At 37.8% G+C, this 23,307-nt stretch carries 25 protein-coding genes; 3 read left to right on the forward strand and 22 right to left on the reverse strand.

Annotated elements, in window-relative coordinates; translation table 11 throughout:
• Nucleotides 1-6: 6 nt before the first annotated feature.
• From spoIIAB to ACI6MV_RS04605, 12 genes are all read right to left on the reverse strand, one after another.
• On the reverse strand, nucleotides 7-447 hold the full coding sequence (spoIIAB, locus tag ACI6MV_RS04550; RefSeq protein ID WP_407268761.1) for an anti-sigma F factor: 441 nt from the start codon (nucleotides 445-447) through the stop codon (nucleotides 7-9).
• On the reverse strand, nucleotides 444-797 hold the full coding sequence (gene spoIIAA / locus ACI6MV_RS04555; protein ID WP_407268763.1) for an anti-sigma F factor antagonist: 354 nt from the start codon (nucleotides 795-797) through the stop codon (nucleotides 444-446). The genes spoIIAB and spoIIAA overlap by 4 nt, the downstream gene beginning before the upstream one ends.
• A 106-nt stretch (nucleotides 798-903) precedes the next feature.
• Nucleotides 904-2,103, reverse strand: a complete 1,200-nt coding sequence (locus tag ACI6MV_RS04560; protein WP_407268765.1) for a D-alanyl-D-alanine carboxypeptidase family protein — start codon at nucleotides 2,101-2,103, stop codon at nucleotides 904-906.
• 291 nt (nucleotides 2,104-2,394) lie between these two features.
• On the reverse strand, nucleotides 2,395-3,699 hold the full coding sequence (locus tag ACI6MV_RS04565; protein WP_407268768.1) for a pyrimidine-nucleoside phosphorylase: 1,305 nt from the start codon (nucleotides 3,697-3,699) through the stop codon (nucleotides 2,395-2,397).
• A 9-nt stretch (nucleotides 3,700-3,708) separates the two neighbouring features.
• The gene (locus ACI6MV_RS04570; RefSeq protein WP_407268770.1) at nucleotides 3,709-4,542 is read right to left on the reverse strand and encodes a purine-nucleoside phosphorylase; all 834 of its coding nucleotides are present in this window, start codon (nucleotides 4,540-4,542) and stop codon (nucleotides 3,709-3,711) included.
• 366 nt (nucleotides 4,543-4,908) lie between these two features.
• On the reverse strand, nucleotides 4,909-6,084 hold the full coding sequence (deoB, locus tag ACI6MV_RS04575) for a phosphopentomutase (RefSeq protein ID WP_407268772.1): 1,176 nt from the start codon (nucleotides 6,082-6,084) through the stop codon (nucleotides 4,909-4,911).
• 326 nt (nucleotides 6,085-6,410) lie between these two features.
• A complete protein-coding gene (gene xerD / locus ACI6MV_RS04580) occupies nucleotides 6,411-7,298 on the reverse strand; it encodes a site-specific tyrosine recombinase XerD (protein WP_407268774.1) in 888 nt (295 codons plus the stop codon).
• Between the two features lie 7 nt (nucleotides 7,299-7,305).
• A complete protein-coding gene (locus tag ACI6MV_RS04585; RefSeq protein WP_407268776.1) occupies nucleotides 7,306-7,527 on the reverse strand; it encodes a YqzK family protein in 222 nt (73 codons plus the stop codon).
• 247 nt (nucleotides 7,528-7,774) lie between these two features.
• Nucleotides 7,775-8,233 carry a ferric iron uptake transcriptional regulator gene (gene fur, locus ACI6MV_RS04590; RefSeq protein ID WP_407268778.1) on the reverse strand — a complete coding sequence of 153 codons (459 nt, stop codon included), beginning with the start codon at nucleotides 8,231-8,233 and terminating at the stop codon, nucleotides 7,775-7,777.
• 89 nt (nucleotides 8,234-8,322) lie between these two features.
• Nucleotides 8,323-8,985 (reverse strand): stage II sporulation protein M, encoded by a 663-nt coding sequence (gene spoIIM / locus ACI6MV_RS04595; RefSeq protein ID WP_407268780.1) that lies wholly within the window; start codon nucleotides 8,983-8,985, stop codon nucleotides 8,323-8,325.
• A gap of 82 nt (nucleotides 8,986-9,067) precedes the next feature.
• Complete coding sequence (locus tag ACI6MV_RS04600; RefSeq protein WP_407268783.1) at nucleotides 9,068-10,255, reverse strand: endonuclease Q family protein; 1,188 nt, start codon at nucleotides 10,253-10,255, stop codon at nucleotides 9,068-9,070.
• Nucleotides 10,256-10,801, reverse strand: coding sequence for an NUDIX hydrolase (locus ACI6MV_RS04605; protein ID WP_407268785.1), 546 nt, complete (start codon nucleotides 10,799-10,801; stop codon nucleotides 10,256-10,258).
• A gap of 121 nt (nucleotides 10,802-10,922) precedes the next feature.
• On the opposite strand from ACI6MV_RS04605, the gene ACI6MV_RS04610 reads away from it, so the two are divergent.
• The 3 genes from ACI6MV_RS04610 (at nucleotide 10,923) to ACI6MV_RS04620 (ending at nucleotide 13,839) form a co-directional block, all read left to right on the forward strand.
• Entirely contained in the window at nucleotides 10,923-11,825 is a 903-nt protein-coding gene (locus ACI6MV_RS04610; RefSeq protein WP_407268787.1) for an aldo/keto reductase, read from the forward strand.
• A gap of 177 nt (nucleotides 11,826-12,002) precedes the next feature.
• On the forward strand, nucleotides 12,003-12,824 hold the full coding sequence (locus tag ACI6MV_RS04615) for an alpha/beta fold hydrolase (protein WP_407268789.1): 822 nt from the start codon (nucleotides 12,003-12,005) through the stop codon (nucleotides 12,822-12,824).
• Nucleotides 12,825-12,945: 121 nt separating this feature from the next.
• Complete coding sequence (locus tag ACI6MV_RS04620) at nucleotides 12,946-13,839, forward strand: HD-GYP domain-containing protein (protein ID WP_407268791.1); 894 nt, start codon at nucleotides 12,946-12,948, stop codon at nucleotides 13,837-13,839.
• Nucleotides 13,840-14,196: 357 nt separating this feature from the next.
• Here ACI6MV_RS04620 and ACI6MV_RS04625 read toward each other — a convergent pair whose 3' ends face one another.
• From ACI6MV_RS04625 to ACI6MV_RS04670, 10 genes are all read right to left on the reverse strand, one after another.
• Nucleotides 14,197-14,424: a hypothetical protein gene (locus ACI6MV_RS04625; protein WP_407268793.1), complete on the reverse strand. Its 228-nt coding sequence runs from the start codon at nucleotides 14,422-14,424 to the stop codon at nucleotides 14,197-14,199.
• A 61-nt stretch (nucleotides 14,425-14,485) separates the two neighbouring features.
• On the reverse strand, nucleotides 14,486-15,010 hold the full coding sequence (locus tag ACI6MV_RS04630; protein ID WP_407268795.1) for a cysteine hydrolase family protein: 525 nt from the start codon (nucleotides 15,008-15,010) through the stop codon (nucleotides 14,486-14,488).
• A gap of 101 nt (nucleotides 15,011-15,111) precedes the next feature.
• Nucleotides 15,112-15,609, reverse strand: coding sequence for a GNAT family N-acetyltransferase (locus ACI6MV_RS04635; RefSeq protein WP_407268797.1), 498 nt, complete (start codon nucleotides 15,607-15,609; stop codon nucleotides 15,112-15,114).
• 23 nt (nucleotides 15,610-15,632) lie between these two features.
• On the reverse strand, nucleotides 15,633-16,034 hold the full coding sequence (locus ACI6MV_RS04640; RefSeq protein WP_407268799.1) for a YhfM domain-containing protein: 402 nt from the start codon (nucleotides 16,032-16,034) through the stop codon (nucleotides 15,633-15,635).
• Nucleotides 16,035-16,270: 236 nt separating this feature from the next.
• Entirely contained in the window at nucleotides 16,271-17,287 is a 1,017-nt protein-coding gene (locus ACI6MV_RS04645; RefSeq protein WP_407268801.1) for a LacI family DNA-binding transcriptional regulator, read from the reverse strand.
• Between the two features lie 216 nt (nucleotides 17,288-17,503).
• Complete coding sequence (locus ACI6MV_RS04650; protein ID WP_407268804.1) at nucleotides 17,504-18,499, reverse strand: ABC transporter ATP-binding protein; 996 nt, start codon at nucleotides 18,497-18,499, stop codon at nucleotides 17,504-17,506.
• Complete coding sequence (locus tag ACI6MV_RS04655; RefSeq protein WP_407268806.1) at nucleotides 18,496-19,488, reverse strand: ABC transporter ATP-binding protein; 993 nt, start codon at nucleotides 19,486-19,488, stop codon at nucleotides 18,496-18,498. Before ACI6MV_RS04655 ends, ACI6MV_RS04650 begins: the two co-directional genes overlap by 4 nt.
• Nucleotides 19,460-20,410 (reverse strand): ABC transporter permease, encoded by a 951-nt coding sequence (locus ACI6MV_RS04660; protein ID WP_407268808.1) that lies wholly within the window; start codon nucleotides 20,408-20,410, stop codon nucleotides 19,460-19,462. The genes ACI6MV_RS04655 and ACI6MV_RS04660 overlap by 29 nt, the downstream gene beginning before the upstream one ends.
• Entirely contained in the window at nucleotides 20,410-21,396 is a 987-nt protein-coding gene (locus tag ACI6MV_RS04665) for an ABC transporter permease (protein WP_407268810.1), read from the reverse strand. The genes ACI6MV_RS04660 and ACI6MV_RS04665 overlap by 1 nt, the downstream gene beginning before the upstream one ends.
• A gap of 68 nt (nucleotides 21,397-21,464) precedes the next feature.
• On the reverse strand, nucleotides 21,465-23,192 hold the full coding sequence (locus tag ACI6MV_RS04670; protein WP_407268812.1) for an ABC transporter substrate-binding protein: 1,728 nt from the start codon (nucleotides 23,190-23,192) through the stop codon (nucleotides 21,465-21,467).
• Between the last annotated feature and the right edge of the window lie 115 nt (nucleotides 23,193-23,307).

A 23,307-nucleotide genomic window follows, 5' to 3' on the forward strand; every position in this document is an offset into this window, starting at 1 on the left:
ATCCCCTTAATTGCATAAGGTTTTACTCTTTGAGAAATTTTTGATCAATTTGATCGTTGTACCTTCATTTGGACCTGAAGTAATTTCCACTTTATCCATAAAGTTCTCCATAATAGTAAAACCCATTCCTGACCTTTCTAATTCAGGCTTAGAGGTGTATAAAGGCTGAATTGCTTCATCGACATTTTCAATGCCAACACCCTCATCCCTTATCGTTAGCTCGACTTGCTCTTCATCAATACTACAAGCAATGTAAATTTTCTGATCTGTTTGATTGTCATAGCCATGAATGATGCTATTGGTAACTGCTTCAGAAACAACTGTCTTTATTTCCGTTAGCTCATCCATTGTTGGATCAATCTGCGCTACGAATGCTGCTACTGTCACGCGGGCAAACGATTCATTTGCACTAATACTTGAAAACTCTAACTGCATGGAATTTTTCATGACGCCACCCCCAAGCTTAATAGGGCAAATTCTTCACTATCTTCTAAGCGAATAATTTTGAACATCCCTGACAATTCAAACAAACGTTTAACTGCCGGGGAAATAGAACAGACAACCATTTCTCCACCTAACTGCATGACCTCTTTATACCTTCCTAAAATAACGCCTAGGCCTGAGCTATCCATAAAAGCCAATTGCTCTAAGTTTAAAATGACGTGTTTCACATTCTTTTCCCACAAAGCATTCTGCCATTGTTTCTTTAAGTCTTCCGCTGCATGGTGATCTAGCTCACCTGTTAGACGGACTAATAACACATTTTCTTTCGTTGATAATTCAATAGAAAGACTCACTACTTTATTCCTCCTTTTACTTTCTGTAGTGAATCTTTTCTTGATGTGTAAGCGAAAATCCTTCTAGTCGACAAAAGAAGTGCTAATTCGTAAAAAGAAGTGTTTATTATCGGTTTTTCAACAATTCTTCAAAGGACCGCTTGAATAACGTGAAAATATTAGCATTTTTAACATCTTTGCTAACGACTATTTCTGTCTCTGACAACAATTCATTGTTGTTTGTTACTTGTAAGACACCAACTTTATCTCCTTTTTTGAGAGGTAGTTGTAAGTCATTATCTAATTTAACGATTGTACTAACATCCTCTAATTTCTTGCCCTTTTCATGTAGGATAGAAACAGAATCTTCTGTAATGATATCAACATTATCTTGATCTGCTTTAATAAGATTTAATTTAGTGACAGGTTGATTTTGCTTAAATAATTGTGTCGTTTCATATCTTGCAAAACCATAATCAAGCATTTGAGAAACATCACTATTTCGCTTTTTCGGTGTCTCTGCTCCCATAACTACTGCCACTAGCCGCATGTTATTCTTCTCTGCAGTTGCCGTTAAGCAATACTTCGCTAATGTTGTAAAACCTGTTTTTAATCCATCTACGCCAGGGTAAAACTTGACGAGTTTATTTGTATTAACGAGCCAAAACTCATCTTCGGTACCTTTGCGCAAATAATCTTCATATATACTTGTGTATTCTGTAATTTCCTTATGCTTTAACAATTCCTTCGCCATAACACCCATGTCATATGCGGTACTATAGTGGTCATCTACTGGTAGACCAGTTGTATTCTGAAAACGCGTATTTTCTAAACCAAGTTCAGCGACTTTATTGTTCATCATTTGTACAAATGCATCTTCACTACCGGCAATTCTTTCTGCTAAAGCGACACTAGCATCATTTCCTGATGCAACAGCAACGCCTTTTAACAGGTCTTTTACGGTCATTTCTTCTCCAGCTTCAAGAAAAATTTGTGACCCACCCATTGAGGCTGCATTTTCACTGACGCGGACCTTTTCATCTAGTTTAATCGTCTCCTCATCTAGTGCTTGCATAATCAAAATTAATGTCATTATTTTTGTCATACTTGCTGGCGGCAGTTGATCGTGTGCATTTTTTTCGTAAATAATCTTCCCTGTGTCTCGTTCAAGTAAGATTGCCGATTGAGCACTTTCTGCTAAATTCAACTGATTTTCTGTATTTTCTTTTTTGTCCTCGTCACCACTTTCTTCTGCAAGGATTGGAGCCGTTCCTAAACTAGCAAAGATCATGGTGCTAATTAGTGTCAGTAATATGTACTTTTTCATGGACTAACCTCCAAATAATCATAGTATCTAGTATTTTTTCCATGAAGTCTCATTTTTATAACAAAAAAAATAACTTAGGAGCAAATACTCCTAAGTTATTTTTATTTTAGCTGTTTTCTACAAGATTGTTGTTAATGCGCAAAATGCTAAACTTCAGCGTAACGTGTTAAGCAACTCTGCCTGTCTATTCCGCACCACGCTGTTTCCCGCGAAATTGGAGCATTTCTTTACATTACGACGGATTTCGTTTCAAACATGACATAAAGTGCAACAACTTCTACGAAAAGAGCCTTATTTTATTACTTTGTAAATGAGATGCTTCGTGTCAACAGGCGTTGTTGAAATGTTAAAAGCACCTTTAACTTTATTGTGTGAATCATCGAGACTATTCTTTTGATCATAATGTAAGGTAGCTAATGCTTCACCAGCTTTAACGTTGTCACCAATTTTTTTGTGAAGTGTAATTCCTACACCATAATTGATTTGATCATCCTTTGCTGCTCTACCGGCACCTAAGAACATGGCAGCTATTCCAATCGCTTCTGCATCTATTTCTGATATATATCCTTCTGTTTCAGCGGTAACCTCAAGGTGATGCTTCGCTGAAGGTAGCTTTGTTACGTCTTCGATCATGGCAACATCGCCACCCTGAGCAGCAACAAACGCTTTAAAAGCTTCAAATGCTTTACCATTATCCAAATTTTTCTCTAAGGCATGATAAGCCAGCTCATAGGAGTCAAATACACCAGCGAGCACGGTCATGTGTGAAGCTAGTTCAAGCGCTAGGCGTCGTAAATCAGCAACAGGTTTTCCTTGCAATACTTCAATCGCTTCTTTCACTTCATTGGCATTACCAACTTCAAACCCTAGCGGTTGGTTCATATCACTAATTACTGCCACTGTATTTCGTTCTAAATTGTTACCGATCTTAACCATAGCGTTCGCTAAAGACGTCGCATCTTCTACCGTCTTCATGAAGGCACCTGAGCCAGTTTTTACATCTAAAACGATACTTTCAGCACCAGATGCTAGCTTTTTGCTCATGATCGAGCTTGCTATTAAAGGAATCGACTCGACAGTTGCTGTTACATCACGTAGGGCATACAGCTTCTTGTCGGCAGGTGCTAGATTTCCTGTTTGACCAGCTACTGCGAGCTTGTGAGTGTTAACATTCTCGACAAACATTTCCTTTGTCAGTTCTACCGTCAAGCCTGCGATTGATTCGAGTTTATCTAACGTTCCACCGGTATGACCTAACCCACGTCCAGACATTTTCGCGACTGGAACACCTACAGAAGCTACTAATGGTCCTGTAATTAGTGTCGTTTTATCACCAACACCACCGGTAGAGTGCTTATCGACTTTTGGGCCATCGATGGCTGATAAATCGATTGTTTCCCCTGAATCTACCATTGCTTGCGTTAACGTGGCTGTTTCATTTTCAGTCATCCCTTTAAAATAGATCGCCATTAAAAGAGCTGATGCTTGGTAGTCTGGTATCGTCTCCGTTGTATAACCTTGGATAAAGAACTGAATTTCTTCTGTATTCAGCTCTTCTCCTAGTCTTTTTTTATGAATTATATCTACCATCCGCATGTGATCACCTTAACCTTTTGTTGTTTCTGGAAGTGTCTCCACGATTTGTTTTACAAATCTAAGGAAATCTTCTCGTACCTTTTCCGTCGTATCCATTACTTCTTGGTGTGATAATGGTTGGTCCAAAATCCCAGCAGCCATGTTAGAAATACAAGAAATACCTAATACACGCATGTTCGACTGATTGGCGACAATTACTTCTGGGACGGTAGACATACCTACTGCATCGCCCCCGAAAGTCCGTAACATCCGTATTTCCGCAGCAGTTTCATACGAAGGTCCCGTATTAGCCACATACACACCTGCTTGTACCTTTAATCCTAGCGAATCAGCAGAAGCTTTCGCATGGTTGACTAATTTTCGATCATAGGCTTCCGACATATCTGGAAATCTTGCACCTAATGATTCTTCGTTCGGTCCGATCAATGGATTAGTACCCATATTATTTATATGATCCGTAATTAACATTAAATCACCAGGTTCAAAACTTTCATTAATCCCACCAGCTGCATTTGTTACGATTACTGTTTCGATACCTAATTGTTTCATCACGCGAACTGGAAATGTTACTTGTTCCATCGTATAGCCTTCGTAAAAATGGAACCTTCCTTGCATTGCAATCACTTGTTTACCTTGCAGCTGACCAATCACTAATTGTCCTTTATGGCCTTGTACTGTTGATTCTGGAAAATGCGGAATATCTTTATAAGCAACCGTAATCTTGTCCTCAATTTCTTCCGCTAATACGCCTAAACCAGAACCTAGTATTAAACCAATCGTTGGTTGTTTCTTTACTTGTTTATTAATATAAGTTGTTGCTTCCTTTAATGGTCGAAGTGACATTATTGTTTCCCCCTTTTATTTTGCTTTAGGTTGTTTTCTAATAGATTGTTGTTGCGTATACGAAATAAAATGCGTCGTAGTACTTAGGTGCTCACGATCTTTGGTGTGCACCGCTCCGTCCCTACACTTCATAAAAGGTGTAACAGTACCCTAAGCTGTGGAAAAATACGCCACTCCAGCGGGAAAGGAACAGTCTGAAGACCCCGCAGTGAGCGCTCTTTGCGAGGGAGGAGGAGTAGAGCGTTCCCCGCGGAAAGGGCGTATTTTTCCACAGCGACGTTGTAGCACATCACTAAGCACTACGTCGGAGATTAGCTAAACTATGAATGCATAAAACCCATAAATCTTACGAAAAGTGACCTTTATTTAAATATCTCCTAAAAAGCTTTTTCCGTATTCCGGTAATTTAACGGAGAAGTTGTCCGCTACAGTTGCACCAACATCAGCAAACGTTTTTCTAATCGGCAGTTCTTTTGCTTGCTGTAGACCTTTATAGTAAACGAGCAACGGTACATATTCTCTTGTGTGATCGGTACCGTGATGCGTCGGATCGTTACCATGATCAGCTGTAAGTATAAGTAAATCGTCTTCTTTTAATTTATCCAATACTTCTGGAAGTCTACGGTCGAAAGTTTCTAGTGCTTCTGCATAACCTTGTGGGTCGCGGCGATGTCCATATTTGGCATCGAAATCAACCAGGTTTAAGAAGCTTAGGCCATTAAAGTTCTGATCCATAGAAGCAACTAGCTTTGTCATGCCATCTTCATTATCACTCGTACGAACTGCTTCAGTTACACCTTCATTATCATAAATATCAGATATTTTCCCTAAGGCTATTACGTCAAAGTTTTCATCTTTAAGCTCATTCATGACGGTGCGACCAAATGGTTTAAGCGCATAATCATGACGGTTTGACGTGCGTTCAAACGCGCCAGGTTCACCGATAAATGGCCGAGCAATCACGCGTCCAATCATATATTCTTCCCTCAATGTTAGCTCACGAGCAATTTCACAGATTTTATACTGTTCCTCAATCGGAACAATGCCTTCGTGCGCCGCTATTTGAAGCACAGAATCGGCAGAGGTATAGACGATAAGTGCACCTGATTTCATATGTTCTTCACCAAGCTCGTCCAAGATTTCTGTTCCAGAAGCTGGCTTATTTCCGATAATTTTTCTACCGGTACGCTGCTCTAGTTCCTGCACTAAATCATCAGGAAATCCATCCGGAAAGGTGCGGAAAGGTTGTTCAATATGTAAGCCCATCAATTCCCAGTGCCCTGTCATCGTATCTTTTCCGTTCGAAGCTTCTTCCATCTTCGTAAAGTGTGCCTGTGGATGATCTGCTTTTTCAATTCCTTTGATTTCTTTGATATTACTTAATCCTAACTTTGCCGTATTTGGCATATGTAACCCATTTGTACGCTCCGCTATGTGCCCTAGCGTATCTGCACCCACATCATTAAACGCTGCTGCATCTGGAGCTTCGCCAATCCCGACGGAGTCTAATACAATTAAAAATATTCGTTGAAACTTAGGCATGATTATTCCTCCATTACGTTCTTCTAGTAGTTCTATTTCCACGAAATAGTGTTCATTAATCTGATAAACATGCTTACTTTCCCATGATTTTGCAGAATTATGCTAAAAACAAAAGTGCAGAGTGCTGGTTTATGACTTACGGAACAAGACCGGAATCAAGAAAGACCCTTGTTTCTGCTGTGCAAATTCAATAAAGCTTTCCTTCGATTAGTTAATTGTCCCACCGAAACCTTTTGCACGCTCTCCCCTCACCCTCGTATGAAGATAATGGAAGTCACGCTAGTCACTTACACTAAACTTTGTTCAGGTATTTAATATAGAATTTATTAAGCACGAGGATGATATGATTTATAAATATCTTTTAATCTAGCTTTCGAGACATGCGTATAAATTTGCGTTGTCGAAATATCAGCATGTCCTAGCATCTCCTGAACGGAACGAAGATCTGCCCCATTTTCTAATAAATGCGTGGCAAAGGAATGTCGTAACGTGTGCGGTGTGATCTCTTTATTAATCCCCAACTGTTTGGATATCCCTTTAAGAATCTTCCAAAACCCTTGCCTTGATAACGGTCTTCCGTGATGATTCACAAACAAGGCATCGGTGCTTTTTTTTCGCACTAATGTGTCTCTACTTTGAGCTAAATACGCTTCTACAGCTTCTTTCGCTAAATCACCTAGTGGGATAATTCTTTCTTTCGAGCCTTTACCAAAGCAACGAACAAAGCCCATCGTTAAGTGTAGATCCGTTACTTTTAAGGATGTTAGTTCTGAAACTCGTAATCCCGTAGCGTATAGTACCTCTAGCATCGCTCGATTGCGGATCGATAGTGGGTCCGATCCATTAATCGATAGCAGTGTATCTACCTCTTGAGATGATAAAACCTTCGGGAGCTTCCTCTCTTTCTTTGGTGTTTCAATGTGCAAGCTGGCATCCTTTTTCACACCGTATTCCCGAACAATAAATTGATGAAAGGCGCGAATTGAAGACAAGCTTCTTGCTATTGTAGCGGCTGATTTTTTTTGGTCATTTAAATGATACAAGTATTGTAAGACATGTGTTCTTTCCACATTTGCCCACTGATTCACTTGTAATTGGCTTGAAAGATATGTACTGTAGCCTTTCAGATCTCTACGGTACGATTGTAACGTGTTATCTGAAAGGCCTCTTTCAACAAGTAAATAATGATAATAATCATTGAGTTCATCTTGCATGGCATCCTTACTCCCCTAAACGAAAAAAGATAGACATCCGGTCGATTATATCCTGTCCTTCATTGTTGTTAAAAACTTTTATCGCTCTTCCTTCTGGTGGATCATAGCGATGGTAGTTTTCATACTCTGCATGCATCGCACGAAGACCGAAATAAAAAAGTAATGTACATGCGACAAAAATAACAAAAATCTTTAAGGTTTCTCTTATTAATGTAATTATCGACTTCATGATCATATCTCCTTATACATAGACAAGTTTTCTATTACAAAGATATGCCAAAAAGCCCTTCAAATATACGTATAATATGAGAAATGCAAAGGCGTATTCCAAAAAACACCCTTATATTTGTGATTACTAAACCTTATTACAAATTTGCTTTTTAAATTTAATTACTTTAATCATACCACAATTGCAGACCAGAAAATCGTAACAACGACAAAAAGCCTTTTAACGAAAAAGGCTTTATTAGACAAGATTATAAGTTAGATTGGTTTGTGTCACCTTGACACTTTCTACAAATCCCATGAAATGTTAGACGGTGATCTTTCACTTTGAAGCCCCAATCCTTCTCTACTATTTTCTCAACATCTTCTAGTAAGTCATCAACAATTTCTTCAACAGATCCACATTCCATACAAACTAAGTGATGGTGAAAATGTGTGGCACCTTCTTTTCTTAAGTCATAACGAGAAACGCCGTCACCAAAATTAATTTTATCTACTATTTTAAGTTCGGTTAATAATTCTAGTGTTCGATAAACTGTTGCTAGCCCTATTTCAGGTGCTTTATCTTTTACAAGGAGGTAAACATCCTCTGCACTCAAATGATCTTCTTCGCGTTCTAACAACACCCGTACCGTCGCTTCACGTTGCGGTGTTAATTTATAGCTTTGTGCATGCAGTAGTTTCTTTATCCGTTCAATTCGATGCTCCATGTATGAAACCCCCCCTTACAAGTCCATTTTCATTATAAGCAGAGGGGAAATGTGTGTCAATTAAAATAATTATCATTTATAAATAATAATTATTTCTTACTTAATAATAATTCTTGATTGTACATCCATTCGACCACCATTTGCATCGCATTATTGGATACAAATGCTTCGATAAACGAGGCTGCTGCCAATACAATCATTAAGCATAAAAACAACACACTATAGCGCATGAAAGGCGCCAATATTGGTTGTTGTAGTTTTCTAGAAAATAATTTTTGTAATAATGTCATCGAAAAAATCATCGCAACACTAGCTGCAATCAAATAAACTGGAATAATTATAAAGTTCTGAGGAGCAATCGATGCTGCTGCGAACAAAAAACCTTGCCATCCTAGTTGATTAACGAAAAAGCCGACTGTGAATCCAACAACAAGACCTTTAACAAACAACAAAATCCATATAATTGGTAAGCCAATAATCGATAGTCCCAATATAAATAATAATAACATGAATTGTAGGTGATATAAGAAACTTTCCTTAAACATTTCTTGCGTATTTATAAACGGCTCCTCAGTAATGTGCACAAAAAATCGATCTAAATAAAAGAACAAATCGTTCGTCTGGATAAAGTTCATGCTATTTACAATAACTGCCCCGAACACGATTCCTATTAAAAATAACACGAGCATAAAAAAATAAATGACAGCATAATTTTGCATATGTTCTTCTGCCACATTTGATTTCTTTAACATCAGTATCCTCCATTCGTCTACTAACTCTTGTAGTACAAATCTATGAGGAAAACTGAAAGAATAGACCAAAAAATATAATCGATTATTTTGGTTCTACGTTAATAGAATACTGTATTTTACCATATTTACCGCCGCCACCTGCATCTATATCGAAATTACCTTCTCGCATGCTACAAATCGCTTCCGCAATTTTGTTTGAGACCACTTTTTTTAACTCAGCTGGTGTAGCTTTATGCAGGACATACATTTCTGTCCCTAGAGCAGCTAGTAAGTTGTTAAGTGTTTTCGGACCTAACGTCGGTATATATTCTAATGGTACTTGATACATGTACGGCGGTCTTGCTGAAGAAGGTTGATTCGTATCTTTTAGCTCTTGGATGCGATCGGAAACACCTTTAACCGAGCTCACAGACCCACAATTCTGACAAGCTTGATTTTCACCTACTGCAGACAGACACGAGCTACAAACTGTACTATAATACTTTCCTAACAACGGATGCAGTCCATAATTCGCATCGATGCAGCGCCCATCCACATTATGAATGGCATATTCAAATTCCGTAAATGAGGGATGCTCCATCGTTATTGCCTGATACTCTCTCGCGATCTTTGCTAATGAATGTGCGTCAGAATTAGTTAAAAACGTATAGTTATGTAGCTCGCTTATTTGGTCTGCCATTGGTGTATCAGAGCTTAATCCTAATTCGATAGCATCGACCAGATCAGCATCAAGCACTTCCGCTAACGACTGCTCCACCCCTTTGCCATACAAGCTTTTAAAAGGCGTAAAGACGTGTGCAGGGATAAACAGCCCACCTAACTCTTTTGTCTTATATTGCAGTTGTTTAGCTGTGCCATAATACCGCTGTGAACTGAGATTAATATTCGTCATTCGTTCCGAGAGCCAGCCAGTAAACTGTTTCATTTTAATTAACGTCGGCAAAAAGCAGAGCACATGAATTGGCCCTCTACAATTTTCATCATAGATTTCAATTTCAGAACCTAGTAATAAGGTAACATCTTTAAACCGGATACCACCGCCTTCCAATTCATAGGCACTTCCTTCTCCGATTAATTGCTCAATTTCTTGTTGTACGGCCGGAGCATGACAGTCAATCACTCCGACTAGATCAATCCCTTTTCTATGATTTGCTTCTTGCAATATATTCGTTAGCGTTAATGTTTTCGATCCGGTTATTTTGACTGGATTACCGTGATGATCTCTTCCGATATGAATATGTAAATCAGCATAATAAGTAGATAAAGACACCTATTTCATTCCTTTTAATTGTAAGTATTGGATAGCATAAACGGTTTTAACATCATGGATCCGTTGTTCATTTACCATTTGGATTGCTTCATCTAAACTTAATTCCATTAGTTCAACAAATTCATCTTCATCTAAAGCTTTTGATATATGTAGTTGTTTTAAATTTTCTGCTTCATAAATATAAATAATTTCGTCTGCAAATCCTGGTGACGTATAAAACGATGTTACATAAGTAAGCTGCTCTGTTGTGTACCCAGTCTCCTCTTCCAATTCTCTTAAAGCTGTAACATCCGGTTTCTCGCCTGTTTCCATTTTTCCAGCGGGTATTTCGATAATACTTTTCTCAAGTGCTTTACGATATTGTTCTACAAAAACTATTTTTTCGTCAGGAGTGATTGCGATCACCGCTACTGCACCGGGATGCTTTATTATTTCACGCTTAGATGTTTTGCCATTTGGTAATAACACATCATCTACTCGTAGGTTTATCACTTTACCTGTAAAGATTTCTTCTGTTTGCGTTGTTTTCTCTTCAAATTTTATCATTGTACATTCCCCTCTCAGAAAGGCTATATTTTCTATTTTAGCATGATTAGCATTCACATTAGTTGAGTTTAGCATGTATTATTTCTACAATGAAAGTAACTAATCAAAAAGGATGAATCATATGAACAAAAACAGACTAGGTAAATCAGACTTATACGTGTCCGAGCTTTCGCTTGGGTGTATGTCACTAGGTACAGAACAAGCAAAGGCGCAAGATATTATTGACCACGCAATAAACGCAGGCATTAATTATTTGGATACTGCCGATTTATATGACAAAGGTAGAAATGAGGAAATCGTCGGCCAGGCGCTGAAAGGTAGACGTGATCAAGTCGTTCTCGCTACAAAAGTAGGCAATCATTTAAAAGAAAATGGCGAATGGTTTTGGGATCCGTCAAAGGCTTATATCGTCAACCAAGTAAAAGAAAGCTTGCGACGATTAAACACAGACTATATTGATTTATATCAACTACACGGTGGTACCATCGATGATCCCATTGATGAAACAATCGAAGCGTTTGAACAACTACAGCAAGAAGGACTTATCCGTTATTATGGCATCTCTTCGATTAGACCAAATGTGATTCGGGAATATGTAAAAAAATCAAACATCGTGAGTGTTATGATGCAATATAGCTTATTTGATCGCAGACCGGAAGAAACGGTTCTTGATATGCTTCATGAAAATGACATTAGCGTTGTTGCAAGAGGACCGATGGCCAAAGGAATGCTCAGTGACCAAGCAAGCACAAAAGTAGAAGAAAAAGGTAAAAATGGCTATCTGGATTACACTTACGAAGAACTAGTAGCCATGGTAGATAAGCTAGCGTCAAAAAATAATACGGTCCAATCGTTGCAATACGTACTCCAACACCCTGCTGTCGCAAGTGCTGTTTTTGGTGCGAGCACGGCCGAACAATTAGAAAACAATTTGAGCTACCAGCACGCGGCCCCGTTAACTGAGCAACAATATAAATCCTTACAAACCATTTCAAAGCCACTTACGTATGATAAACACCGTTAAAACATATGTGTCCCAACTGTGGGACACATATTTAGTTTGCTCACTTTTCTAAAGGGTATAGCATAGAATAATCGAATAAGGTAAAAATACGCCCATAGCAGGATGGTTATTCGTGCAAACGTGCACCTGTGACTACCCTTAACGAAAACTGATTGAACAAAGATGGAGTGTTGAAGTGTGAAGGAATGCGAAATTAAAAAGGAAATCATCTCAATTGCAGGTATTAACATTTATTGTGAATATTTGTTAAATGGAAAGCCGCCAATCTTTCTCATCCATGGATTTGTTTCATCAACTTACACGTTCAACCAAATCATGCCACTTTTAGCTGAAAATTTTTCAGTAGTTGCCATTGATTTGCCTGGTTTTGGAAGAAGCGAAAAATCAGCAAAATTTATTTACTCTTTTTCCAACTATGCAGAAATAATTGAAGGTTGTATGAAACATTTCAGTCTAAAAAATGTTATCCTTGTTGGACATTCCATGGGTGGCCAAGTCGCCTTGTACACAGCGAAAAAAATACCTCAGAAGGTAAAGAAGTTAATACTATTATGCAGCTCTGGCTATTTAAAACGCACACATAGAACGTTGGTTGCATGCTCTTATTTACCCTTCTTCCGCTTTATGGTAGAACAATACATTCGCAATAAGAACATAAAACAAAACTTAGAAAATGTATTTTATAACCATGCTTTGATTACGGAAGACCATATGCGCGAATTCGCAAGACCATTTAAAGATAAAAACTTTTACACATCATTGCTAAGGTTATTACGCTATCGTGAAGGTGATTTATCGAGTGAACAGCTACGCGGGATTGAAATTCCCACTTTACTGATTTGGGGAGAAGAAGATAAAGTCGTACCTGTACATGTCGGTGAAAGAATGGTCAAGGATCTCCCTAATGCAGAGCTAATTACTTACGAAAAGACTGGTCATTTAGTATCTGAAGAACGACCGTTAGATTTATATCAACATATCCTGTCTTATTCGTCGTAAGGCATAGAATGCTTGGAATAGATTCCAGGCATTTTTTTATATTAATACACCTTACATTCCTGTAATTTTTTTGGTAACACTAACATTATCCAAGCTTGATTGCGGAAATAGGAGGAGCTCTATGTTTAGTAAGTACTTATCGATCAATAATCCTACTCTTTTTCGCTATGCTTTTGTAATACTTTTACTTGTTAGTAAGGTTCTGAGCATCATTATTCATGAAACTAGCAATTTTTTTATTTTATATATATTTGCTGCAGTATTTTTAGGCATAGGTTTTTATAATGCTTCTATTTGGATTTTAATGCTTCTTAATGTTGTGATTGTCCTTTGTAGATTTTTCCTTATCTCAGACCATGTTCTAAGTGTGGCTACTTTTTTAATTTATTTGCTAACATATTTTTTAATTACATTTATCACAGTACAATTAATGAAAAATATTCAAAAAGTAAAGCAAGACAATATAGAATTAACGGTAGCACTTGCCAACGCATTGGATTCCAGAGACACGTACACGTTACATCACTCTGAAAATGTCGCTAAATACGCACTGCAAATTGCAGTTAGGTTAAAACTATCAAAAGAATTATGTAATATTATTCGCATAGGATCATTGTTACACGATATTGGAAAAATCGGAATTCCTGAAAACATCTTAACTAAACCAGATAAACTAACTACGGAAGAATACGATAAAGTTAAGACACATCCAGAGATTGGCTATGAAATCATTAAACACGTCGCCACCTTTAAAGGCAACGGTGTTCTAGATATCGTTTTGTATCACCACGAAAAATATGATGGTACAGGTTACCCTAGAGGGTTAAAGGGAAATAGCATTCCGTTAGTTGCCCGAATAGTAGCGATAGCTGATAGCTTTGATGCGATGACCTCCCATCGTATTTATCGAAGTAACCTTGATGTGAAATATGGGCTTGATGAGATTCGTAAAAATAAAGGAACACAATATGACCCTGCAATTGCTGATGTGTTTCTTAGTTTGTTTGAGGAATGATCGGGTGGTTGTGAACAATAACGCTTCAGTTTAGTTTTAATTGAAGTTAGTAGAAGGAACTTATTTTACGTCATATAATTGGAACAAGGAGCTAGAAAACAAAAGTAATACCACCACCTTCACCATTTGTTTAAATAGCGTTTGCTGATTTATCATTGCTCTACTCACATATAAGAAGGTGACGAAGATTCATACGATTAATTGAGTTTTATGAGCTCTATTTTTAACAACAAAAAGATACAACTTCTAATACTATTGGACATAATTGATTCAAAATCCCAACCTATTCTTCATATCACTCTGTATAATTATGTTCATTAGCGATAGAGTCTAACAGGTTGTTAAAAATAGCCCATATTAGTTAGTTGTATCACGAACTCGTTGTTTTTTCATTAGATTATATTGCCTAACACTTAAAACACCAGCTGTAAATCCAGTAATTGCAAGAGAAACCCCTATAAATATGTCATACATTCCTTCTGCATTTAACAAACGATTTATACCACCGATTCCTAGTACCAACGCAACTATACTCATGAGTAGAATCACTGATGGAGTTTCCATGAATTTATTTTTCTTTTTCAATTTACATCCCCCTCCTACCCACCCGAAAAACAAATTCTCCAATTTTAATGTAAATTCAAAATCAGCTATCAAACGAAATATCTTTCATTGAGTAAACATCAGCAAACCAACGTAATACGCTGTTATGATGATTTATAATTTGTTGGGCAGTAATATCTTGCGAATCCCAAGTGCTATGTGCATCGGAAACTAAAGTCACTTTATACAACATACTAAATGCTCTTCTACACGTTGTATCCACACATGCTTCTGTTTGAATTCCTGTAACTACTAGATGTTCGATCCCTTGTTTTTTAAGCTCATCCTCTAATGATGTATTGAAAAATGAATCAGGCGTAGTTTTTTGAATAATAACATCTTGTTTTTGGGGATTAATTGCTTGATGAATCTCCCAACCATTTGTGCCATACTCTAAAGGTTTACCAACAGGTGCATTATGTTGTATATAGAAAATGGGGGTCGCGGCAGAACGCGCCTGGGCAATTAAACTTTTCAAATTTTCAAGCAACCTTTTTCCTTCAAATACAACATTCTCCTCTTGAAACATCCCGTTTTGAACGTCTATAACTAATAGCGCTTTCTTCATTGTGATCCCCCTTGAAACGTATGTTCGTTATATCTATTGTACATTACTTTAAGATTTGTTGCTTCTATTTAGCTCTTCAAGAGTTGCCACATCCGAACTAATTACTTGGAATAAATATGATAGATCATCGTCCAAGATGTTCCTGATGACCCACATTGTATAAATCCAAGTTTCTTATATAGCTGCACAGCTTCCGAGTTATTAGGGTCCACACTTAAAGAAAGTGATGGATAACCATCCTTAGAAGCAGCTTCTAATAGTTTTTTCATAAGTAGAGTACCTACTCCCTTACCTCTTGCTTCACAACTTAATGCGATACTTAGTTCAGGAGTTTTATCATCAACGTACCCATAACCTTTTTGATTTTCATTAAACAGGCGATACCACGCAGCACCAACAGGAATATTATCATCGTTAACAGCAATTAATGCTCTATCACCTAGTTTTCCCCATCCCTCACTATACTTTTTAATAGTGGGCGAATTTAATAGTTCATGTTTAGATGGCTTATTGTCAGGCATATGAATCGATTCATACAACATATCAGTCAAAAACTCTATGTCTTTTTCACTTTGTTCGAACTCTCTAATTTGGATCAAAAATCCTCACCTCGGTTATAGCTTTACTTATTAATTAACTGTTCTAACTTATCTGTCATTTCTGAGGATACGTAGTAAATAGTTTCCGTGTTTTCAAGTTCCATCAATGTTGCTTTTTCCCCCAACCATACATGAAAGTCATGGAAGTTTCCATTTGCATAACCAACCCTCATATCATATTCAGGATCAGCCATATCAACAGAACCCATTTGTTTTTCTGATGTTATTATTGCCTCCGTTATCGTTTCGATAGTATTTTCATCGTCTATCTCAAGAAAAAAATTAGGATTAATTTCATAGAATCCATTTGATTCAGAAATATTGACCTTGACGATTTCATCCTCTAACTGAATAGTAGATAACTTTTCTGGCTGACAACCTAACAGCACGAGAGGTAGTAAAACAAGCATTATTAGCTTTTTCATCCATACACTCCCAATCACGTCTTTTTTTATATAGACGTTCCCACCAATTATTATGTCACAAACTAAACTAAAACTTCTAAAGTTACCTTCGCTATATTCAAATCAGATCATTTACTTAATTTGATTCATTTTATAGATTCAAAATCATGACAGGCAAGAGAATAGTAGCGCAGCCGACCCAGTATCAAAAAAACGAATCCTAGAACAAGATTCGTCTTCTAAAGTATTAGATTTAACTAATTTAATTTTGAAACAGTATCCCTTATGACTAATTCCGTATCAATCGTAAAAGGACTCGGACTGTAGTTACTGTCTTCCATCATCTTGAGTAATTCCTTGGCAGCCGTTGCTCCCATTATATCTTTCTTTTGTCGGACTGTTGTTAGCTTGGGAGTTATGTAGGTTAATAGATTTACATCATCAAAACCGATTACAGAAATATCCTCCCCTATTTTAAAACCTTTTTCACTAATCGCCCTCATTGCACCAATTGCCATCATATCACCAGCACAAAAAATTGCTGTTGGTGTTGATGCTGCTGATAACAGCTTCACGGTGGATCGATAACCACCTTGCTCTGTAAAATCACTTAATTCAATCCAGCTATTATTAATGGAAAGTCCGTGTTTCTTCATTGTTTGTTTGTAGCCTTCCAATCGATCATGGCCTGGCTTTGTAGAAAAATAATCGGTAATAAAAGCGATGTCTTTATGACCCATTTCAATCAGATACTCTAATGCAATTACGGCTCCACCAACGTTATCGGATGTAAGGTAATTTGCTCGGGGTCCTACTAAATCTAAATCTATAGACATACATGGAATCCCGCTACGGACGATTGAATCTAAATTTTCATCGGTTCTTGGAACGCCTAATAAAAACAATCCATCCACGTTTCGGTGAATAGCACGGTCTCCAAATGTGTTAATTTTGTTCTCTGGATGGTTATTAGTAAAAAAGAATAAATCATACCCACGCTCTCCTATTACATCCTTAAAGCTTGCTAAAATATCTTGAAAGAATGGATGTCGGAATCCGCTATTCAAGTGATCCTCAAAGAAAATACCAACCGTTTTGGATTTTTTAGTAGCCAACCCTCTTGCGACAGAATTAGGATAATAACCTAATTCTTCCGTTATCCTTTTGACCTTCTCAACCGTTTTTTGCCCTACATCAGATCGTCCATTAAGTACCTTTGAAACAGTTGCCGCAGACACACCAGCTTTTTTTGCAATATCGTATATTGTTAGCATTTCCGTTCTCCTTCTTTATGCATCCAATTAAAATGGTTGTGCCATCGTACTAACCCAGATTATAACCTACTTAGAAAAGGCATGTCTATCTAAGGGAAATAATGAAGTTATTTAACATTAGTAGATTGACCGCGTAAATTTACGATTTAAAAAAAGAACGAAAAGGACGCCTGTCAGCTCCTTTTGCTCAAAGAAGACGACAACCATCCCTCCATACTAAAATATTTCTTTTTCATAATGATGACAGGCTACTAAATGACCATTCTTTGCTTCATCTAGAGATGGCATTGTTTCATTACAAACTTCCGTAGCTAATGGACAACGAGGGACAAACGGACATCCTTGCCTGCCTTCGCTTAAATCAGGTGGATTGTTTGACATATCTTTTAAATTGACTTGCGATTCACTTCCAGGTGTGGCGGAAAGTAATAGTCGTGTATATGGATTTAGTGGATTTTTTATTAATTCTTTTGATTCTGCAATTTCCATGACTTTACCACCATATAAAACCATAATCCGATCGCCAAAATAACGAGCGGAAGCCAAGTCATGAGTGATGTATAAGTAGGATAATTCTAAGTCTCTTTTCAATTCATTCAATAGTTGTAGTATTCCAGCTCGTATAGATACATCCAACATCGAGGTAGGCTCATCTGCAACAATAAATTGTGGATTAACTGCCAATGCTCGAGCGATAGCCAGCCGTTGTCTTTGCCCACCTGATAATTCATGTGGATATTTTTGTCTAATTTCATTTACAGGTGTTAAGCCAACTTTAAGAAGTAATTCGGAAATTTTTTGGTTTAACGGCTCTCCTTTGTACCCCTGATGCTTTTTCAAAGGGAATGTTAGATGACTTTCAATCTTTTTAACTGGATTTAATGATCCAAATGGATCCTGGAAAATCATTTGAGCTACTTTTCTATACTCGTTTAATTTTTTCCCTTTATATTCACTAATAGCATTTCCATCAACGATAATCTTTCCGCCTGACGGATTTAGCAATCGGACTAATGCTCTTCCAATCGTAGTTTTTCCACTACCAGATTCACCAACTAGCGCCAACACTTCACCCTTTTTTATCTCCAAGCTAACTTTGTCAACAGGAGTAATGAACCTTTTCTGCCTGTTTCCGCGAACTGGAAATTTTATAGTTAAATCTTCTACCTGAACTAGTGTCTGAGATTCATTTAAGACTGCTGCTTCTTTCATGACTTAAACACCTCTTCTCTTTCCTTGTCATATAGATGACACTCAATACTCCTATCTTCAACTTTGCTAATAACTGGTAATTCTGTCTCACATCGTTCATTCGCAAACGGACACCGTGGATGATACGCACACCCGCTCGGTAATTCCACAAGATCTGGTGGATTACCAGGTATCCCTTCAATTGTCACTTCATCCGCAGTCAACTGTGGAATAGCGTTTATAAGCCCTTGTGTGTACGGATGGTGTTTGTCTAGTTGACTTAGTGATTCACTATCTGTTATTTCCACAAATCTACCAGCATACATGATTGCAACTTGTTGAGCTAGCTCAGACACTAAACTAAAGTCATGACTGATAAATAAAATAGAGAATTTTTTTACTTTCTGAATTTCTTTAATTTTATCTAGAATCGAGCGTTGTACAACAACATCTAGTGCTGTTGTTGGTTCATCCATAATAACTAGTTTAGGGTCAAGGGCGATTGCAATTGCAATAACAACTCTTTGTCTCATACCACCTGATAGTTCGTGTGGGTAGCTTTTCAGATGTGTCGGGTCAATGCTTACAATTTCCATTAACTCAATCGCTTTTGCTCTTGCTTCTTTTTTTGACATGTTTTTGTGATGGCTGAGAAATACATCAAGAAATTGCGCTTCAATCGTTAATACTGGATTCAAAGCGTTCATAGCACTTTGAAATACCATTGACATTTGACTCCAGCGGAACTTACGCAATTCTTCTTTACCCATCCCGTAAACATCTTTGCCCATTACTTTAATTGTTCCATTTGTTAATACAGCATTGTTTTTTAGAAGGTGTATGATCGCATTTCCGAGTGTAGATTTACCTGATCCAGATTCTCCAATCAATCCAACAATTGAATTTTCATAGATTGTTAATGAAACATCATTTACCGCTTGAACCATCCCTGCTGGTGAATCATAACCAACTGAAACATTCTTAAGCTCTAGCACTGGCTGTTTTTCCATGCTTCTTCCTCCTTTTTTGTGCTTTCAAACGAGGATTGGTGATTTGATCAACTGCAAAGTTCATGAGCACTAAACTAAGTCCTACTAAGCCAATGCCTATTCCAGGTGGAATAAACCACCACCAAGCACCCCTTAGCATGGCGCTATTATTACTTGCCCAATAGAGCATCGTTCCCCAGCTAATCGAATTAATGTCTTGGAAACCTAGAAAAGCCAGACCAGCTTCCGCTAGAATTGCTCCTAATGTCGCGAACATAATATTACCTGCAATAATCGACATCATGTTTGGGCAGATTTGTGTAAACATAATTCGGAAAGAAGACATTCCTGACATTTTTGCAGCTAATATAAAATCCCTGTTTGCAAGTGTCATTGTCATGGACCGGAAAACACGTGCACCCCACGCCCATCCTGTTAGGGCAATAATTAAACCTGTTAAATAAGGTGTTGAAGCTTGCAAGTAAGCTTGAATAACGATTAATAACGCTAACCCTGGCATTACTAGGAAGAGATTCGTAAAGAAATTCAAAATAGAGTCGGTTATACCGCCAATGTAACCTGAGGTAACACCTACGAGCAAACCAATAATTGTTGTTAGAATACCTGCACCAAATCCTACAACCATTGTATTTCTAGCACTAAAAATAAACTGCGAATAGAGATCTTGACCGGTGTTTGTTGTCCCGAACCAATGTTCAGCAGTTGGCCCTAGATTAGGCATATGAATAGCAGCACTCGGTGAAAAAGGAGCAATCAACGGTGCAAAAATTGCTATAATCAGAAAGATTAAAAATATAACGAAACCCGTTGCCGATTTTGCATTCGTAAAGAAAGGTTTGAATATACGAAAAAAATTTAAAATAGAATTTTGTCTCGGGGCTACTATATTTGGTTCATGAGATGAATTTAGTTCTGGTTTCACTATTCAACCCTCCCTGTACGAATCCTCGGATCTAAGCGACTATATAACAAGTCGACAATTAAGTTAGCAACAAGCACCGCTACAGCTATAAGTAAGAACGATGTTTGAATCACTGGAAAATCCTGTGATGTTACTGCGTTTGTTAATTGGTCTCCGATTCCTGGATAGGAAAATACTTGTTCTGTTAAAATCGCTCCACTTACTACGTTTCCCATCGCAATAGCAAAGCTAGTCAATTGTGGTAGGATGGCATTTCTTGCTGCATAGGAAAACATAATTCGGGATGGTTTAACCCCTTTTGCCTCTGCGAACGTGACATAATCTTCTCCTAGTGTGTAAATCATATTATTACGCATCCCTACAATCCAACCACTTAGTCCACCAAGAATCAGGGTTAGCCCCGGCATAAATGCGTGATGCAGCACACTTGAAATATATTCGATGTTAAAACCTTTGGTAATTCCAGGGTCATAAGCGTGCGACATTGGAAACCATTGCAGTTTAAAGCCAAAAACAAATACAAATAGTAAAGCTACCCAAAAGTAAGGTAATGCTTGAAATGCCATCGATACAACTGGCAATGTATTATCAAGGAACCCTCTTCTTTTCCAGGATATGTAAACACCTAATACGGTTCCAACAAAAACTGAAATTATTGTTGCTGTACCAACAAGACCTATCGTCCACGGCACACTTTGTGCAATCATATCTCTTACAGGCGTCGGGTATTGCATGAAAGACAAGCCCCAATTAAATGTTAATAACCCATGCAGATAGGATATATATTCTTCCCATATAGTCATTTGACCAATACCATAAGCTTCTTTCATAGCGTCTATGGCAGCCGGGTCTAATCGACCTTGAAATTTTGCGAACATAGCATCCGCTGGGTTACCAGGCATCATACGGGGTAAGATAAAGTTTATCGTAATTGCAGCCCATAAGGATAGGATAAAAAAACCGATGCGATTAAGTACGTAACGCATTGTTTTCCCCTCCTCCAGTTGTTAGTTTAAGGAAGGGAAAAGACATAAACCTTTTCCCTTCCAACCTATTAATTTGCCGGCTCTAGATTTTTTAAGACAAAGGCTGGTGCAGGCCAGTTAAATGGTGCTGGGTTAACATAAGGATCTTCTTCTGTTGGCCAACCAACCCAATTTTCTGTTCTGTACTCATACCATACAGGGCCATTTACTAGAGGAATCGCTGGTAAGTGTTCAACCATTACATTTTGCAGGTAATACACTGCTTCCAATTGTTCCTCCATATCGGTTGTACCTTGGTAGGTTTGTAAAGCTTCATCAGTTTTTGGATCGTTCCATTGTTGTAGATTCCAACTACCATTACTATTCAACATATCTTGGTACTGACGATAAGGTGTTGGTCCTGCATTTGTCCAAGAGATGGCCAAATCATATTCCCCACCAGTAACGTTTGCGTGATATGATGCGAATTCAGGCATTTGGACGGTAACTTCAATACCCATATCTGTTAATGCTTGTGAAATTAACTGTGCCATAGTTGCCCAATCTGTCCAACCAGATACTGTTTGTAAAGTAAACGATAATTTTTCCCCGCCTGGAGAAACAAAGATACCATCGTCACCTTTTTTATATCCAGCATCTTCTAGAGTTTGAACTGCTTTGTCCGTATTAAATTCATAGCTTAGCTCTTCTTCTGGAATACTTGGATCAATCCATTGTTCATCCCTTGGTAAAATTAAAGCTGTTGCACTTGGGAGTGGATCATAACCAGATGCTGCTTGATCTGATAATTTTTGACGATCAATTGCAAGACTAATAGCTTTACGTAGTGTAACATCACTTAAAAGTTCATTTTCCAAGTTAGGATATAATGTAACGTTGTTGCTTGGCGGGAACCAGAAATGGTTGTTATCTGCATCTTGTGCTACATATACATTCTCTGCATCAGGAATAAAAATTCCCGTCCAGTCAAGCTTACCTGCTACTAAATCCAACTGCTCACTATCATTACCTGTATACGCAGGGAATTGAAGTTCCTCTACAGTATATTCACCAGCATCATAGTGGCTTTCATTTTTAACCATTTTATATAGTTGAGGATCAAATGATTCAAGTACGTACGGTCCTGTACCCACAGGGTCACTAATTTGAGCTTGTGATGGATCTCCAAGGTCTTTCCATATATGTTCAGGAACAATTAGTGCCCCTAATACGTAAGTTTGAAACGGTACATTCGGTGCATCAAAATTAAATGCTACTGAATAATCACCTTGCTTCTCAATCGATGTTACTTGTTGCCAAATACCTGAAGTATCGGCTGCTGGGTATTCTTTAAGTATGTCGAACGTAAACACAACATCATCTGCATCAAACGCTTCTCCGTCTGACCAGGTCACACCTTCACGAAGCGTAGCAACTAACGTAGTATTGTCATTTGTCCATTCAAATTCAGTTGCTAGAACAGGGAACTCATCACCACTAACACTATCAAAGTACCATAGTGACTGATAAATCAAACCATTTGTACCACCAGTTGCATTGGTAGAGAATGGATTAAAGTTCTCTTGCCACTGACCTGCAGGAGATAGACCAACCATGAGTGGTTGTACTTCTACATTTTCATCACTAGGTTCATCATTTGTATTACTATTATCATTTCCATTATCTGTAGGTGCTTCTTGATCTTCATTAGTTATATCATTTTCTCCTGTAGTTTCTTCACCAGAACAACCCGCCAATACAAGAGCAAAAACAAACATTGCCATCAATAAAATCAATACATGTTTTCTAAAATTCACCTTTTTTACCCCTCTCTTTTTTCATTGCTCGTGGGAAAACGGCTTCTCAGAAGTAAAATTATGACGAAAACAATGTTGTATGCAAACTATTAAGTAACCGCTTTCGATAAATATT

Origin of the sequence: Radiobacillus sp. PE A8.2, assembly GCF_045635475.1 — a bacterium.
Taxonomy (GTDB): Bacteria; Bacillota; Bacilli; order Bacillales; family Amphibacillaceae; genus JBJGXI01.

Coding starts and splice junctions, on each gene's coding strand:
- spoIIAB (WP_407268761.1), bottom strand. CDS start 447: ATGAAAAATTCCATGCAGTTAGAGTTTTCAAGTATTAGTGCAAATGAA.
- ACI6MV_RS04560 (WP_407268765.1), bottom strand. CDS start 2,103: ATGAAAAAGTACATATTACTGACACTAATTAGCACCATGATCTTTGCT.
- ACI6MV_RS04565 (WP_407268768.1), bottom strand. CDS start 3,699: ATGCGGATGGTAGATATAATTCATAAAAAAAGACTAGGAGAAGAGCTG.
- ACI6MV_RS04570 (WP_407268770.1), bottom strand. CDS start 4,542: ATGTCACTTCGACCATTAAAGGAAGCAACAACTTATATTAATAAACAA.
- deoB (WP_407268772.1), bottom strand. CDS start 6,084: ATGCCTAAGTTTCAACGAATATTTTTAATTGTATTAGACTCCGTCGGG.
- xerD (WP_407268774.1), bottom strand. CDS start 7,298: ATGCAAGATGAACTCAATGATTATTATCATTATTTACTTGTTGAAAGA.
- ACI6MV_RS04585 (WP_407268776.1), bottom strand. CDS start 7,527: ATGAAGTCGATAATTACATTAATAAGAGAAACCTTAAAGATTTTTGTT.
- fur (WP_407268778.1), bottom strand. CDS start 8,233: ATGGAGCATCGAATTGAACGGATAAAGAAACTACTGCATGCACAAAGC.
- spoIIM (WP_407268780.1), bottom strand. CDS start 8,985: ATGTTAAAGAAATCAAATGTGGCAGAAGAACATATGCAAAATTATGCT.
- ACI6MV_RS04605 (WP_407268785.1), bottom strand. CDS start 10,801: ATGATAAAATTTGAAGAGAAAACAACGCAAACAGAAGAAATCTTTACA.
- ACI6MV_RS04610 (WP_407268787.1), top strand. CDS start 10,923: ATGAACAAAAACAGACTAGGTAAATCAGACTTATACGTGTCCGAGCTT.
- ACI6MV_RS04620 (WP_407268791.1), top strand. CDS start 12,946: ATGTTTAGTAAGTACTTATCGATCAATAATCCTACTCTTTTTCGCTAT.
- ACI6MV_RS04630 (WP_407268795.1), bottom strand. CDS start 15,010: ATGAAGAAAGCGCTATTAGTTATAGACGTTCAAAACGGGATGTTTCAA.
- ACI6MV_RS04640 (WP_407268799.1), bottom strand. CDS start 16,034: ATGAAAAAGCTAATAATGCTTGTTTTACTACCTCTCGTGCTGTTAGGT.
- ACI6MV_RS04645 (WP_407268801.1), bottom strand. CDS start 17,287: ATGCTAACAATATACGATATTGCAAAAAAAGCTGGTGTGTCTGCGGCA.
- ACI6MV_RS04650 (WP_407268804.1), bottom strand. CDS start 18,499: ATGAAAGAAGCAGCAGTCTTAAATGAATCTCAGACACTAGTTCAGGTA.
- ACI6MV_RS04655 (WP_407268806.1), bottom strand. CDS start 19,488: ATGGAAAAACAGCCAGTGCTAGAGCTTAAGAATGTTTCAGTTGGTTAT.
- ACI6MV_RS04665 (WP_407268810.1), bottom strand. CDS start 21,396: ATGCGTTACGTACTTAATCGCATCGGTTTTTTTATCCTATCCTTATGG.